The organism is Lutispora saccharofermentans, from assembly GCF_024363565.1.
Lineage (GTDB): Bacteria > Bacillota > Clostridia > Lutisporales > Lutisporaceae > Lutispora > Lutispora saccharofermentans.
The window spans coordinates 455,753-471,557 of record NZ_JAJEKE010000001.1 but is presented as its reverse complement, the minus strand read 5'-3'; the positions used below and the strand labels follow the sequence as shown (position 1 = coordinate 471,557).

Below are 15,805 nucleotides of genomic sequence, written 5' to 3'. Positions count from 1 at the left end.
AGTTGAACGGGCGGAAAAGGAAATGCGCCCTAATGTATTCCCAACAAAGATTTCGTGTAAAATCGATTGGGATATTGAAAAGACGCAGCAGTATTCATATACTGTGCGTCTTTTTTTATTATCCATCAATTCTCAGACGTTCTACAATTCTCTGTTTATCCGTTGCATGGTACATGATATAAGGGACTAAAACGCCCAGGACAAACAACAGCGGCAAAAGAATCGCAAGCGGCCAGAAAACAAAGTTGAAGCTCATAAACCAGATCTGCCCGCACATCGGGCGCACAATGAGCAAAGAGCAAGCGAGACTCAGCACTATGGAGCTTGCCGCTGTCATAGCCGCATAACAGCTACCTTCCCAGCAGAGCATTGTCACAAGCTGCCTGCGGGTCATGCCGACACTTTGCAGCATGGCGAATTCCCTGCGGCGGGTCAGGATGCTGGTTAAAACGGCGTTGATAAAATTCAGCACACCGATCAGCCCGATAATCAGCGCCAACGCACCGCCGACCAGAATGGCCGTATTCTGCATGCCCTCAAGGCCCGCCAGGGCGGTGAACTTGGATTCGTAGTTCATGGTGGGTTCGACACTGTCAGTATATTGTTTCAAAAAGCGCTCCATATCGGTTTCCCTGTCGTCTGCCACGTTGAAGGCGTAGCTCATGACCCAGGTATTGCCTGTGAGGTCCTTATAAACCTCTCCTGGCAGGAAAAAGATGGAGCCCATCCAGCCTCCGTCCGTATTGGTGCTCGCGTTTGCAATCACATGGCCCAGCACGGTCATTTCCCGTACATGATCGCCGCTGGTGAGCGTGATCACATCGCCGACCTTGTGGTTAAAGCCGCCTATGTCTACGTTTTCATGATCATCCGTAAGTACGCCCTCTAGGATATAATCCCCTGAGGCGAGATTTTCGGTATCCAGCTCACCGTCTACAAGCCGCAGGCGGGAAAACGGAAATTCGTCAAGGCCATATATGGCCGTGGAGAACGAACCATCCGGGCCCTGATTCATCGTCTGCCCGGAGGTTTCGCTGGTATAGCTGCCCCAGGAGCCGTATAGGCGGCCTCCCTCTTCAAAGCCGTCCTGCCCGCTGACGGCGGCGATGAAGCTCTCACTGAGCGCACTGTCCTCACCGGTGTATTTGAAATTGAAAAGATCGGCGTTGCCGATGAGAAAATCCGAATCGCTGAATTTCTCCAGCGCCTTGTTTATATCCACACTCTGCGAGAGAGTAAATACCGTGTTGGTCAGCACAATACTCAGGGTGAGGCTTAGAATCACCAGCACGGTGCGCTTTTTGTTGCGGCCGAGATTGGCCAGCGCCATTTTCCCTGGCTTGCCGCCGTCTTTGGGTTTTTTCAGCTTTTTACCGATACCGAGATTGCTGTCGGTGTATTTTACCGCTTCAACCGGGGAGACCTTCGACGCCATTTTCCCTGGCTTATAGGTGCTGATGAGCACAGTAATAAAGGCAAAGAGGGCCGCTCCGGCAAAGATCAGCGGATTGGGCGAGACAGATACCGCGCTGCCTGCATAACTGGATTGTGCCAACAGAGCCGGCACCAACGCCCTGCCAACAAAGAAACCAGCCAAAAGCCCGAGGGGGATACCGATCAGCGAAAGCATAAGCGCCTGGCGCCGGATTATGGTGCGAAGCTGCCGGCCTGTGGTGCCGATGGTTTTCAAAAGACCATAAAAACGTATATCCCGTAAAACTGATATCTGAAAGATATTATAGATGATTAAATAGCCTGTGAACACAAAAAGCAAAAGGGAGCATGCAAGCGCAATTGCCGTTCTCGAGTCCAGCTTAATGCCTGTGGACATATATGCCCAATTGATGCCCGTCGCCATGTAATTGGGCGCACTTCCATCCATGGAGAATCCGCTTTCCGTCAAAACAGTTTCGAGATTCTGCTCAATGTTCAAGCTGTTTGCAAACTTGATATATCCATTGATAGCGCCGGCGAGGGAAGAATCCTCATAGTAGGTGTTTTGCAGCTCGTCAAGGTGGGCGTCTACATAAGCGCGGGAGGAAAAGATCTGCCCGACATTGAAGCCCGGATCGCTTTCCCACCAGCCGGCCAGCACGAAATCACGCCTTATCTTTTCTCCGTGAACGTTGAGTTCCAAGGTGAGCGGTGCACCTACTTCCAGCGGAACGCCCAGCAATTCCAACGTTTTTGTATCGGCAATCACTTCGTTTTCCGCCTGGGGCTTGTGCCCAACCGTGGGCTCGGCAAATGTAAATTTCAGCCCAATGTCGTCGTAATACCAAAATTCCGTATGCCGCTTGATGAGTGCTTCATTGTCCACATCGTCGCTGAGTATCCGGCAATAGGCTATTTCCTTGATCAGCGGATGTCTGCTCACGGCGTTATACTCTTCGTCGGTGACATATTTGATAGAAACATGCCCGTCACCGCCTGACATGATCATGGCGGCACGCTGCATGCTTTCCACCGCACCGAAACCCATGGTGAAAAGGCTGGTGAATAAAAGCGCGGTCAGAGCAATTGCAATAACGGCGATGATATTGCGGGCTTTGGCGGCACGAAAGCTGCTGTCGGCCAGCCTGCGAATCGCTTTTTTATTTTTTACTCTGATCATGCCTGCTCACCGCCTACGATTTTTCCGTCCTCGATACGGACGATGCGATTGGCAAGTTGGGCCAGCTCCTCGTTATGAGTGATCATGACAATCGTTTGCTTGAATTTTTCTCCAGTCACCTTCAAAAGCCCCAATACGTCCTGACTGGTTCTGCTGTCCAGGTTCCCGGTGGGCTCGTCGGCAAGGACGATAGCCGGCTTGGAAGCCAGCGCCCTGGCGATGGCAACCCGCTGCTGCTGACCGCCGGAGAGCTGATTCGGCAGATTCTGCAGCTTGCTTTCCAGCCCCAGTGTCTGAACAATCTGCGCCACATAACCTTCGTCCGGCTCGTTACCATCGAGCTGGATGGGCAGGACGACATTCTCATATACATTCAGCACCGGCACAAGATTATAGCTTTGGAATATAAAGCCGATCTTGCGGCGCCGGAAAATAGTCAGTTCTTCATCTTTCAGCGAAAAGATCTCTTTGCCATCCACGAAAACAGCACCGCCGGTGGGACGGTCGAGACCGCCGAGCATATGGAGCAGAGTGGATTTCCCACTGCCGGAGGTGCCGACCACAGCGACAAATTCTCCGCTCTCCACCGATAGATTCACGCTATCCAGCGCATGGACAGCCGTTTCGCCACTGCCGTAATATTTTTTAAGTTCCGTTGTTTTTAATATAGTCATTATGGTTTCCTCCAAAAGAAAAGTTTGTATCACGGTTTCCCATGATACAGACAGGATAACAAAACAATCTTTCCACAATCTTTCCGGAATCTAACAGCTTTGAAAGAATCATCTTCTTTCAGTCGGAAGGTAAATAGAAAAGGTGGAGCCTTGCTTCGGTTTTGAGGAAACTTTGATATATCCGCCTCCGTTTGAGAGAATTTCCCTTGCCAGAAACAGGCCGATCCCCACGCCCTCTTGACTGCTGACCGCCGGAGAACGATAAAAACGAGTGAATATCTTGCTTTGCTCCTCCTCTGCGATGCCAATGCCTCCGTCAGTGATGTCAATTCGGAAAAACAAGTCATAGGGTATAGCATGTATTTTAATTACGCTTTGGCGGGGGGCGTATTTCACCGCATTGTCAATGACGTTATACACTGCCTCGGCTGTCCATTTGGGATCGAAATAGGCCATGCCCTCCACCGCTTCCATTTCAACGGCGATCTCTTTTGACTCCGCTTTTGCCCTGATTTGAGCGGTGACAGCATCAAGCAGGGTTTGCAGGTTACCTTTTTGCGGATTTACCGTGATGATCCCGCTTTCCAGCCGGGAAGCCTTCACAAGGGCCCCGATCAGAAAATCCAGCGCATTTCCGTCCGGCAGATTGATGTCCAGAATAATCAAATCGAATACTGTGTTTTCAGCCTCCGACTGCGCGGAGTGCAGATCCTGTACCTGGACAAAGGCAAATTCGCTGTTTTTTAAGGCAAGCACTATCCCATTGCTTAAGGATAGGTCATCTTCAATAATCAATATCTTTTTTATATCAAGCACCTCCTTGCGTATGTGCTGCATGATTTTATCTTCCTATAATTTTTTATCATAATGCCGATATACAATCTGTCCTCCGGCGATTTCAAGTATTAAAAGGACTGCAATCAACAATAGGACCCACTTGTCAACGCCGAATAAAGAAAGTACAAAGACCGATAATGCCAACATAATTATCGTAATCGTATACATAACGTGTCCTGATATTCTCCTAAGCATAACTTTCCTTTCATCTTTTGCGTTTATTTTTTCATTTCTTAATCTTTCCTCATAGGCGGCTTTGTTTTCCGGCTTTGACCAATGAAAGTATTTGTAAACCATAAGCACACCCGGCCCTGCAAAACCGCCTGCAAAGCCAGCAAAATTTGATGTGATACCTTCACCGTCCGTTATGATATAAAGAATTAAAAAAACTATACCAAGTGCAATAAAACCTAAACCACTGTATAACATATCTTTTTTCACTTTTCTTCCTCCTCATAAATAAAAATGTCTTCAATGGTCAGCCCGAAAAACCGAGCGATTTTGAAAGCCAGTATTATTGATGGATTGTACCTGCCGTTTTCCAATGAGCCTATTGTTTGCCTTGATACTTCCAACGCCGATGCCAAATCCTCTTGTTTGATACCATTTTGTTTTCGTAATTCTTCTAATCTATTTTTCATGACCTGCCTCCTTGAAACGGAAAGTTTGCTTTACATTTTTAGTATAATATTAATAATTCTCTATGTCAAGTTTACTTTCCATAAAGTTTGAATAAAAAAGCAGGTCATAAAAGACGAAAATAATGCCTAAATACTTGACAGCAGTAATACTGAGTTCCGACAGCTCCGAGGAATCGGTATTCGGTATATCCTCGGCAAATGCTTCTGGTTGGCTTTTACGAAAAGCATGATTGGTGTATGGAATTTGTAAGAGCATGAAATGTGTTGTAAAATGGTATTGTAATTGTATAATTCAGGAGGAGCTAATTTGAAATACCGTTGTTTGATTTTGGATCATGATGATACCGCAGTCAAAAGCACGCCGGATATTCACTATCCGTCCTTTGTGGAAGCCTTAAGAATATTAAGACCCGATATGAAGCCTTTAAAGCTTGAGGAGTTTGTTCACTATTGCTTTAATCCGGGGTTTTACGGGCTATGCAAAGATATATTGAAATTCAGCGAGGAAGAGCAGCAATATCAATATGATATCTGGAAGAGGCACACAAAATCAAAGGTGCCGGGCTTTTATCCCGGCTTTGCCGATTTGGTAAAAAAATATAAAGAGTCGGGAGGAATAATATGCGTTGTTTCCCATTCGGAAAGCGAGCAGATCATAAGGGATTACATGTTAAACTGCGGCTTGTCTCCGGATTTGATATTCGGTTGGGAGCTGGAAGAACAGCAGAGGAAGCCTAACCCATATCCAATCCTGGAAATCATGAGGAGATTCAGCCTGGAAAATCGCGATATATTGGTGGTAGACGATTCAAAGCCCGGCTTGGATATGGCAAGGAGCTGCAATATTGAATTCGCAGGAGCAGGATGGTCTCATGTGATTCCGGAAATAAAAGATTACATGAAAGCAAATTCTGACCACTATTTCCCTACCGTGGACTCTTTGGAAAGATTTATATTTTCAACATAAGTCCGGGTATGAGCTCACATAGTATATTCCTTGTAATATCAACAAAGTAATAATAGAATAAAATTATGACTATTTCTGAGATGAGAAGGAGAATTGCAATGACATCGGAACAAAACAGATACAAAATGATAGTAATGGATATGGATTATACTCTTTTGAACAAACAGAAAGAGGTTTCTCCAAGAAATAAAGAAGCTCTGGCTGAAGCGGCAAAAAGAGGAGTTCATCTTGTCGTAGCCACAGGAAGAATATATTCCTCAGCCAGGTTTTATACAAGGCTTCTTGGCATAAACACCCCGATAATCGCCAGTAACGGCGCAATAATAAGAGAAGACTATACCAACAATATAATGTTTCAAAGCATTCTATTAGATGAAGTCGCCCTGGAGATGATAAAGCTGTGCAAGAGCAAAGGCCTATATTGCCACCTTTACTCCCAGGATACGGTATATACTGAGAAGGTAGTGAATATTTCACAAAAATATACTGAATGGAATCAAAGCTTGAGGGAAGAAGACCGCATAAATGTGAGGGTAGTAGAATCTCTGGAAAAGACGGTAGAGGAGGAAAAGGGCAAGATATTGAAGGCTGTAGTAGTGGATGACGATGAGGAAAGGCTTGCCGGGATAAGGCAAGGAATATTGAGCACCGGGAAGGTATCTGTCAGTCAATCCTTGAGGGATAATCTGGAGGTTATGAATAAGGGCATAAACAAAGGCAATGCCATAAGGATTTTAGGAGAGATATATGGCATAAAAAGAGAAGAAATAATAGCCATGGGTGATAATGAAAATGATATAAGCATGATAGAATATGCCGGGATGGGCATAGCCATGGGCAATGCAGTGGATGCTTTGAAGGAAAAGGCGGACTATATAACCGCCCGTTATGACGAAGATGGAGTTGCACAGGCGATAGAGAAGCTTGTATTATAAGGGGTGCATAATGAATTGGATCGAGTGAGCATAGTAAAATGCAGCGACTATAAATATGATCAGGTAGATAAGGCAGTAGCCCGATCCCTTGATGCATTGGAAGGGTTAAAGGATAAGATCAAACCGGGAAGCAATGCATTGGTGAAGGTCAATTTGCTTAAGAAGAACAACCCCGATGATGCGGTGACTACTCATCCTGCAGTGGCGGAGGCCATTGTACGGTATCTTCAGAGATTGGGCTGCAATGTGACTTTGGGTGATAGTCCCGGAGGGCCGTATACGGAATGGATGCTTAGAGGCATATATAAAGCTACAGGTATGGCTGAGGTTGCCCAGAGGACCAATTGCAGCCTGAATTATGATGTATCCGTAATGGAAGTACATAATGAATATGGGAGAATGTTGAAAAACATGCAGGTGATCAAGGTCGCTGAGGATGCGGATTTTATTGTATCTGCCGCTAAGCTTAAGACTCACGCCATGATGACCTATACGGGAGCTGTTAAAAATCTTTTTGGAATAATACCCGGCATCATAAAAGCGGATTACCATTTCAAAATGAATGACGTGGGAAATTTTGCAGCCCATCTTGTAGATATATGTGAATATGCAAAGCCGTTGTTTTCCGTTATAGACGGGATTGACGGCATGGAGGGCGACGGGCCTTCTGCCGGAGACAAAAGGCATGTAGGGGTGATAATGGCTTCCGAGAGTCCCTATGCTTTGGATTTTAGTGCCCTGAGAATTATTAGCATAAACCCCGAGACGGTGCCGACGGTTGCGGAAGCAAAAAATCGCGGCTTGTTTTCCTGTGATGATAATGATATAGAGTACACTTGCCTGAAGCCTTTGGAGATAGATATCAAGCCTTTTAAAAAGCCGAAATCCCTGGATATAAACTTTGTCGGAGGAAGGATACCGGGCTTTGTTGAGAAATGGGCATTGAATAATTTAAGGCCCAAACCGGTGTTTGATCCGGATATCTGCATTTCGTGCGGTATCTGCAAGGAAAGCTGTCCGCCAAAGGTCATCAATATGGACAGCGGCAAACCTGTGGCAGATTTAGATAAATGTATAAGATGCTTTTGCTGCCATGAGCTTTGCCCCAAAAAAGCGATAAATATAAAAAAGCATTGGATATATGACAGGTTATTCAGATAAGCCTGTCTTTTTTTGTTTATTAACATGTTTGAGACTTGGGGAAGAGTATGGTAAAATTAACATAGATATGTATATATTTCTATAATTGACTATATACATAAAAAATTAGATGGAGGTATGAAAATGAGAAAGGGACTAAAAAGGATAAGTTTTTTACTTGTATTCCTCATGGTTCTTTCAATGATGTTGCCAATGAGCGCTGTTTCGGCAGAAGGTAATGATGCTAAAACAATTACTATATTGGGAACGAGCGATCTGCATGGAAGAATCTATCCGTGGGAATATGCAGCCGGAAAAGAAGATGCTAAATCAGGCTTTGCCAAGATTTACACCTTGATAAAGCAAGAAAAGGCTGCAAATCCGAATACTCTTTTAGTTGACTGCGGCGATGCTGTTCAAGGCAACTTAGCTGATCTATTCAACAGTCAACCTGTACATCCTATGGTCGAAGCATTAAATTACATGGGTTATGATGCTTGGACTATCGGCAATCATGAATTCAACTTCAATCTAGACTTCTTAAATAAAAACACTGAAGCCTTCAAAGGAAGCGTACTGGTTGCTAATATCTATAAGGAAGACGGCACTCGTGTTTTTGAACCATATAAATTATTTGAAAAAGACGGCGTGAGGATTGCTGTTGTAGGTATGACCGCACCTCATGTCCCTACCTGGGAGTCCGCTAATCCGGATCGCTTTAAGGGTATGACCTTTACTGATCCGGTGGAAGAAGCTCAGAAAGTAGTAAAAGAATTAGACGGTAAATATGATGTTTTGATCGGGACCTTCCATTTAGGCTCCACACCTGAAAAAGGAGCGACTGATGGCGCATTGCCGGTTGCAGAGGCAGTACCGGAGTTCGACGCAATATTCTGCGGACATGCCCATGCTAAATTTGATAATATTGAATCAAAATCCGGAGTAAAGCTGATAGAACCGGGAAGCAATGGTGCAGCTTTGGCTAAAGTTGATGTAAATGTGGCCAAAGAAGATGGCAAGTGGATTGTAAAAGAAGTCACGACAAAAAATATAGATGTGACTGCAGATGTGGAAGCTGACAAGGGCATGCTGGAAAAGTTCAGCTATGTAGATGAGACATCCAAAAAAGAAGCAGCAAAAGAGGTTGGCAAAGTCACAGCTGATTTTGTAAAGGGTGTAGATTATTTTACAGGTGCTGACCAAATTACAACAGCTCCAAGAGCGCAGCTTGAAGATAATGCCATCACAGATTTGATAAATGAAATTCAGATGTATTATGCCAAGGCCGATATTTCTGCAGCTGCATTGTTTGACATGGATGCAAATGTTAAAGCCGGTCCCTTCAGATTGCAGGATGCAGCTAAAATATATAAGTATGACAACAATACATTAGTGGGATTAAATATTAGCGGCAAGAACTTAAAAGAATACATGGAATGGTCGGCAGGCTATTATAACCAATACAAGGACGGAGATCTGACAATAAGCTTTAATCCTGATATAAGAGCTTATAACTATGATATGTTCTCAGGGGTCAACTATGATATCGACATATCAAAGCCTGTAGGCAGCCGTATAGTCAACCTTACATATAAAGGCCAGCCTATAAATGATGAGAGCATATATAAATTAGCTTTGAATGACTATCGTTTCGGAACCCTGAAGAGCCTTAAATTGGCAACAGACGCGGATAAATACTATCCTACAAAAGAGCAAGAGGGAAATCAGGAATCCATGAGAGCGCTTGTTTTAAAGTATGTGCAAGAGGTTAAAAAGGGCACTGTCACTCCAACTGTAGATAATAATTGGAAGATAATAGGCACCAAATTTGATACGGAAAAGTACAAAGAGTACTATGACCAAATAAAATCCGGCGAAATCCAGATACCTGTATCCTTTGACGGAAGAACCCTCAATGTGAAGTCCGTCAATATTGATGATCTGACAAAGCTGGGCAAGGTTCCAAATACTAAGGTTATTTCACTATTGTCTGTAAATGACTTCCACGGCAATATCGTTGAAAGCGGAAAGAACCCCGGAGCAGCAAGATTGGCAGGCTATTTAAAGGCACAGAAAGCAGACAATCCCGAGGGAACAATAATTCTAAGCGCAGGAGACATGTATCAGGGAACAGCAGACTCCAATCTCATGTACGGAGTGCCGGTTCAGGCTATCATGAACTATATAGGCTTTGATGCGATGTCCATGGGTAATCATGAGTTTGATTGGGGTATGGGAGCAATAAACAAGTGGAAATCATTGACTAAGTTCCCGTTCCTTGCAGCAAATATAATTGATAAGAAAACAGGAGAGGCTGCTGATTTTGTAGAGCCATACACAATAGTAGAGAGAAACGGTATAAAGGTAGGCATAATCGGAATAGCAACCCCTGAAACAATGACAAAGACAAAGGCTGAAATGGTAGAGCCATATATCTTTAAAGATCCCGCCGAAACAGTCAATGCTTTGGTGCCGGAAGTCAAAAAAGCCGGTGCAGACATCATTGTAGTGCTCAGTCACTTGGGTGCAATGCAGGATAGCAAGACAAAGGAAATCACCGGTGAAGCGGCTGATTTTGCAAAAGCAGTCAATGGAGTGGACGCCATAATAACGGGTCACTCTCATCAGACGATCCAAGGCGAGATCAACGGTATACCTGTAGTACAGGCATATTATAATGGCAGATCCGTTGCCCATATCGATCTATATCTGGATGCCGACAAGAAGGTCACCAGGAGCGAATTCTTCGTCGATGCCAATGTAATCAAAGCCCCAGAGGATGAACAAATGAAAGGCTATCTAAGATTCATCGGAAATGAGCTGTCGCCGATCAAGAATGTACTTCTGGGAAAAGCATCTTCCACTTTGAATCATGATACTGCAGCAACTCAGGTATCTCCTGTAGGAAACTTTGTAACGGATGTAATGAGAAAGGCTGCCAAGGCTGATATAGCGATTCAAAATGGCGGCGGACTGAGAAGAGATATTCCTGAAGGAGATATTACCATGGGTCTTATGTATGAGCTCCTGCCCTTTGATAATACACTGTTTACCTTTGATTTGACAGGGAAGCAGGTTAAAGAAGCTATAGAGCATGGTATAATATTAAACAATGAAAAGACATTCAGATCAGGCCAATTCTCCGGGCTAAAGGTTAAATATGACTCGACCAAGGCAAGGGGAGAGAGAATAGTTGAAATTACATTGCTGGATGGGACCCCGCTTGTGGATGATAAGGTTTATAAGGTTGTAACCAATGACTTCCAGGCAACTGGCGGAGATGAATACGTAATGTTTATGGAAGGCAAGAATACTTTTGACACAAACATCCCGATAAGAGATGTTGTCGTAGATGAGATAAAGGAATTGAAGGTCATCAATCCTGTAGAAGATGACAGGCTAATAGATGTAGCAGGGAAAGCCAGCATGATCATACCTTTTGATTTTGATTTGGCAGCATAAGAGAATAATAGGATTGCAAGCTGCATAATAAGCATAAAGGGAGGTGCATAAGCGCCTTCCTTTTTTTCTCTTGTAGAAAGCCTGGCGATTTTGTATTATATATATAGACTTACAAGGGAGATGTTATGCTTGTCGATAAATATAGTGCTTGTGGAGCCTGAAATACCTCAAAACACCGGCAATATTGCAAGAACCTGTGCAGCAACAGGCTGCAGGCTTCATCTGGTAAAGCCTTTGGGTTTTTCTGTTGAAGATAAATATTTAAAACGAGCCGGGTTAGACTATTGGAGTTTGGTTGAGATTAAATACCATGATAACTTAGACGCTTTTTTCGATACGTATAGAGAAGGAAAGTTTTTCCTTTCCACTACTAAAGCTAAAAACAAATATACTGATCTAAAATATGAAAAGGATTGCTTTATATTGTTTGGCAAAGAAACCGCAGGATTGCCCAAGGATTTGCTTTTAAAAAATCCGGATAAATGCATAAGGGTTCCTATGATCGATGAAGCAAGATCCTTAAACCTTTCGAATTCTGTTGCTATAGTAGCTTATGAAGCATTAAGGCAAATAGGATTTCCAAATATGATATAACATAAAGTGTAGGAGGAGTTATTCATGGCAGTCACTATTTTAACAGATACTATGTGCGATGTACCTCAGAAATTTGCAGATGAATATAATATCAGAGTATTGCCATTGACAGTAAATTTTGGGGAAGAATCCTTCAGGGATGGTATAGATATTACAGCAGATGAATTCTTTAAAAGACTGGAGTCTTCCGGGGAACTGCCTAAAACATCCCAGATAAATCCTCCGCAATTTGAAGCTGTATTTAAGGAGGAATTGGGAAAGGGTAATGCTGTTGTCGCAATTCTGGGTTCTTCTGAATTGAGCGGTACATATAACTCTGCGGTTATTGCCAGAAATAATTTGGAAAGCCATAATATATTCGTCATAGATTCAAGAGCGGTGACCTTGGGGGCAGGATTGCTGGTCATCAAGGCAGCGCGACTGGCACATGAAGGCAAATCTGCAGAGGATATAGTTGATGATATTGAAGAAGCCAAAGATAGGACGAAACAGTTTTTTATTGTAGGAAGCTTGAAGTACCTGTACAAAGGAGGCCGCATATCTCTTTCTGCTTCGGTGCTTGGTTCGATTTTGAATATTAAGCCTATAATAACTATGGCCGATGGAAAACTAGAGATGATGGAAAAAACCAGAGGAATAAAAAAGGCCATTTCCATAATGATGGATAATATAAAAACTAACGGTTGGACATTAGACGGGAAGGTGATAGGCATAAATCATACCTTATGCCCTGAACAAGCTGATTATATTGAAGAAATAATAAATATGTCCTTTAAGCCCAAAGAAATAATAAGAGGAGAGGTGGGATCGGTAGTAGGAACTCATGCCGGCCCCGGTTGTGTGGCACTACATTTTGAATTATAGAGGAGAGGTGGAGTATGAGCAGGATTAAAATAATTACCGACAGTACATCCGATTTACCAAAAGGTATGGCGGAGAAATATGATATTGAGGTTTTGCCCCTTACCATTTTTTTCGATAGAGATGAATATAGGGATTGGGTAGATATAGCTCCAAACGCTTTTTTCGAGAGGATGAGAAATTCAGAAAAATTGCCAACAACATCACAGGTGAACCCGAACAGCTTTAAAGAAAAATATGAATTGTTTCTAAAGGATTATGACCATATAATATCCGTACATCTGTCTTCAGATGCCAGCGGCACTTACAATTCTGCAGTAATTGCCGGGGAAATGATCGGCGAGGACAAGATAACTGTTATAGATACAAGAAACTATACATATGGCTTCGGCCAAATGGTGATTGAAGCTGCAGAGATGGCGGGGGAGGGCAGGACAAAAGAGGAAATAATCGATAGAATAAACTATCTGATAGATAATGTGAAGACATTATTTGTGGTCGATACCCTTGAGTATCTGAAAAAAGGCGGAAGGCTCTCTGCCACCAAGGCGACCATAGGAACTTTATTAAATCTGAAGCCCATATTGACTGTTGAGGATGGAAAAATAGTGGCAATTGACAAGGCCAGAGGGATGAAGAAAGCGCTGAAGCGGATTGTGGAAATAATGCAGGAGCAAGGTGCCGACTTAAAAGGTCAGAAGGTCAAGCTCGGCCATGCAGATAACCTGGAGCACTTAAGAGACTTTGAAGCTGCCATCGAGGAAACTTATGGCAAATTTGAAATGGAAGAGTTTGAAATAGGCTGTGTTATAGGCGTATATTGCGGTCCGGGAACTGTGGTTATCCATTATATTTAAAACTTTTTTTGAAAACAAAAAAATAAAGCTTGAATAGATTAGACAAATTGTATATAGTATAAGTATAGGGAATATCTATAAAGAAAATGTACGATTTATGGTATAATTTCATATAGTGTGGATGAAGATTCGCGGGAGATGCCTATTATAAAATAGGAGCCGAAGGAGTAAGTACGGAAATGCCCGTTAATGAAACTCTCAGGCAAAAGGACCGCAATCGGACATAACTCTGGAAAGCATTATGCACCGAAGGAGCAATTCTATTTCATAGAAGAATCTCTCAGGTTAATGACAGAGATAGAGGCAACTGCTTCTATCTCTTTTTGTTAGCATGAGAACATCAATTGCGATTCATAAACTGCATCTTTGATAAATTACCCGCTGACAAAAAAGAATAGAAGATGATATATAGCTAAAAATATCGATTGAGAGGTGATAAGCCTGACCCGGAATATCTTTATTTTAACTAATAATGTCTTAATTTGTGATAAATTTAACGACACATTGAAGGTTTCTTATGTTGACGGCAGCTATATTGATGTTTTGTATCAGGTAAGGGACAGAATACACACAGGCAGTGTCCTGATCTCACATCCCCTTATGGGAAGCGTTAAACCAAATGAAACACCATATAGAAGCATAATATTGGAAGATAAAAAAGAAGCTTTGGATTTTCAATCGCTTTCAATTATTGAATCTGCCATAGAAAGCTGTAAGAAGCTGCTTAATGACAGGCCTACGCCGGATTGGAGCAATAAAGTCCTTGAAGACTTTAAGTTCCTGGATATGAAGCTTTTAGAAAGTGCATTATCAAGCTTGGGTATAAATTATTAAAACCAGATGAACCAGATGAATAGATATAATAAACTAATCCAATGATATACATATGAAAGTGATGAAAGGGGTAGAATAATGGATAAAATTTACGATGTTGCCATAATAGGGGGAGGACCTGGCGGACTTGCCGCAGGATTATATGCTTCCAGAGGCAGAATGAGTGCTGTAATAATTGAAAAAGGCAAATGGGGAGGACAGGCTGCAACAACCGAAGAACTGGAAAACTATCCTGGTTCTATTGAGCATCCTACAGGACCCAGCCTTACAGCAAGGATGAAGAGTCAGGCAGAAGCCTTTGGGACTGAATTTATAAAGGATGAAGTGGTAGGGTTTGATTTAAGCGATAAAGTCAAAGTCCTGAAGCTGAAAGAAGGAGAAATTAAAGCGAAATCAATAATCATAGCAAGCGGAGCTCAGCATGTCAATTTAGGAGCACCGGGTGAAGACGATTTCAGAGGTAAAGGCGTATCCTACTGCGCAACATGTGATGCTGATTTCTTCGCAGAATTGGAAGTAGTAGTTGTAGGCGGAGGAGATGCAGCGGTTGAAGAAGCACTGTATCTTACTAAATTTGCTGATAAGGTCTCAATAGTTCATAGAAGAAATGAATTCAGAGCAGCAAAATCTATCGTAGAAAAAGCATTGGACAATGAAAAAATACAAATAATATGGGATAGTGTTGTTGAAGAAATATACGGTGATGGAATAGTGGAAGGCGTTAAGCTGAAAAATGTAAAAACCGGCGAGATAACAAACTATAGAACCGATGGAGTATTCGTATTCGTAGGCACAAAGCCTGTATCCGAATTTGCAAAGGGCATAGTGGATATGGATGAAAAGGGTTATATAATTGCGGATGCGGAGATGAAGACTTCAGCAGAAGGTATATTTGCAGCAGGCGATGTCAGGGTTACACCATTAAGGCAGGTTATAACTGCAGCAGCGGATGGAGCTGTGGCAGCTATAACCGCTGAAAAATATATAGCTAAAACCTTTGGGCATTGATCATCATTTTAATTTCGTAATTTTTTAAAGGAGGTGAAACAATGTTAGAGCTGAACAAAGAAAATTTTGACCAAGAGGTATTACAAGCATCAGGACCAGTAATAGTAGATTTCTGGGGTACAAAATGCGAACCCTGCAAGGCTTTGATGCCGGACGTAGAGAGATTGGCAGAGCAATATAAGGATAAAATGAAGTTCTGCAAACTTAATACTACTGAAAACAGAAGATTAGCTATAGGCCAAAAGGTTATGGGCCTACCTACCTTCATAGTTTATAAAAACGGCGAGAAGGTAAAGGAAATCAGCGGTGCAGATAATTGCACACCTGATACCATAGAAAACCTGATAAAAGAGAACATATAAGGTTTCCATGGGGGGCTTT

Annotated in this window: 15 protein-coding genes and 2 riboswitches; of the genes, 10 read left to right on the top strand and 5 right to left on the bottom strand. The window is 42.8% G+C overall.

What is annotated here, in order from left to right; all coding sequences use genetic code 11:
* Nucleotides 1-118: 118 nt before the first annotated feature.
* From LJD61_RS02330 to LJD61_RS02310, 5 genes are all read right to left on the bottom strand, one after another.
* Nucleotides 119-2,614, bottom strand: a complete 2,496-nt coding sequence (locus tag LJD61_RS02330; RefSeq protein WP_255225868.1) for an FtsX-like permease family protein — start codon at nt 2,612-2,614, stop codon at nt 119-121.
* The gene (locus tag LJD61_RS02325; RefSeq protein WP_255225867.1) at nt 2,611-3,288 is read right to left on the bottom strand and encodes an ABC transporter ATP-binding protein; all 678 of its coding nucleotides are present in this window, start codon (nt 3,286-3,288) and stop codon (nt 2,611-2,613) included. The genes LJD61_RS02330 and LJD61_RS02325 overlap by 4 nt, the downstream gene beginning before the upstream one ends.
* A 108-nt stretch (nt 3,289-3,396) precedes the next feature.
* Complete coding sequence (locus tag LJD61_RS02320) at nt 3,397-4,125, bottom strand: hybrid sensor histidine kinase/response regulator (protein ID WP_255225866.1); 729 nt, start codon at nt 4,123-4,125, stop codon at nt 3,397-3,399.
* 12 nt (nt 4,126-4,137) lie between these two features.
* A complete protein-coding gene (locus LJD61_RS02315; protein ID WP_255225865.1) occupies nt 4,138-4,566 on the bottom strand; it encodes a hypothetical protein in 429 nt (142 codons plus the stop codon).
* Nucleotides 4,563-4,766, bottom strand: coding sequence for a helix-turn-helix transcriptional regulator (locus LJD61_RS02310; protein WP_255225864.1), 204 nt, complete (start codon nt 4,764-4,766; stop codon nt 4,563-4,565). The genes LJD61_RS02315 and LJD61_RS02310 overlap by 4 nt, the downstream gene beginning before the upstream one ends.
* A 307-nt stretch (nt 4,767-5,073) precedes the next feature.
* Between LJD61_RS02310 and LJD61_RS02305 the strand changes: the two genes are divergently transcribed.
* From LJD61_RS02305 to trxA, 10 genes are all read left to right on the top strand, one after another.
* Nucleotides 5,074-5,733, top strand: a complete 660-nt coding sequence (locus tag LJD61_RS02305) for an HAD family hydrolase (RefSeq protein ID WP_255225863.1) — start codon at nt 5,074-5,076, stop codon at nt 5,731-5,733.
* A gap of 98 nt (nt 5,734-5,831) precedes the next feature.
* Nucleotides 5,832-6,668 carry a Cof-type HAD-IIB family hydrolase gene (locus LJD61_RS02300; RefSeq protein WP_255225862.1) on the top strand — a complete coding sequence of 279 codons (837 nt, stop codon included), beginning with the start codon at nt 5,832-5,834 and terminating at the stop codon, nt 6,666-6,668.
* Between the two features lie 24 nt (nt 6,669-6,692).
* On the top strand, nt 6,693-7,829 hold the full coding sequence (locus tag LJD61_RS02295) for a DUF362 domain-containing protein (protein WP_255226018.1): 1,137 nt from the start codon (nt 6,693-6,695) through the stop codon (nt 7,827-7,829).
* A gap of 123 nt (nt 7,830-7,952) precedes the next feature.
* Nucleotides 7,953-11,270, top strand: a complete 3,318-nt coding sequence (locus LJD61_RS02290; protein ID WP_255225861.1) for a 5'-nucleotidase C-terminal domain-containing protein — start codon at nt 7,953-7,955, stop codon at nt 11,268-11,270.
* 129 nt (nt 11,271-11,399) lie between these two features.
* On the top strand, nt 11,400-11,864 hold the full coding sequence (gene trmL, locus LJD61_RS02285; RefSeq protein ID WP_255225860.1) for a tRNA (uridine(34)/cytosine(34)/5-carboxymethylaminomethyluridine(34)-2'-O)-methyltransferase TrmL: 465 nt from the start codon (nt 11,400-11,402) through the stop codon (nt 11,862-11,864).
* Between the two features lie 24 nt (nt 11,865-11,888).
* On the top strand, nt 11,889-12,728 hold the full coding sequence (locus LJD61_RS02280) for a DegV family protein (RefSeq protein ID WP_255225859.1): 840 nt from the start codon (nt 11,889-11,891) through the stop codon (nt 12,726-12,728).
* A gap of 14 nt (nt 12,729-12,742) precedes the next feature.
* Nucleotides 12,743-13,582, top strand: coding sequence for a DegV family protein (locus LJD61_RS02275; RefSeq protein ID WP_255225858.1), 840 nt, complete (start codon nt 12,743-12,745; stop codon nt 13,580-13,582).
* 122 nt (nt 13,583-13,704) lie between these two features.
* Nucleotides 13,705-13,806: riboswitch (glycine riboswitch) on the top strand.
* A riboswitch (glycine riboswitch) is annotated at nt 13,807-13,884 on the top strand.
* 130 nt (nt 13,885-14,014) lie between these two features.
* Nucleotides 14,015-14,416 (top strand): GrdX family protein, encoded by a 402-nt coding sequence (locus LJD61_RS02270; protein WP_255225857.1) that lies wholly within the window; start codon nt 14,015-14,017, stop codon nt 14,414-14,416.
* A 78-nt stretch (nt 14,417-14,494) separates the two neighbouring features.
* On the top strand, nt 14,495-15,424 hold the full coding sequence (gene trxB, locus LJD61_RS02265) for a thioredoxin-disulfide reductase (protein ID WP_255225856.1): 930 nt from the start codon (nt 14,495-14,497) through the stop codon (nt 15,422-15,424).
* Between the two features lie 41 nt (nt 15,425-15,465).
* Nucleotides 15,466-15,786, top strand: a complete 321-nt coding sequence (trxA, locus tag LJD61_RS02260; protein WP_255225855.1) for a thioredoxin TrxA — start codon at nt 15,466-15,468, stop codon at nt 15,784-15,786.
* The last annotated feature ends 19 nt before the right edge of the window (nt 15,787-15,805 follow it).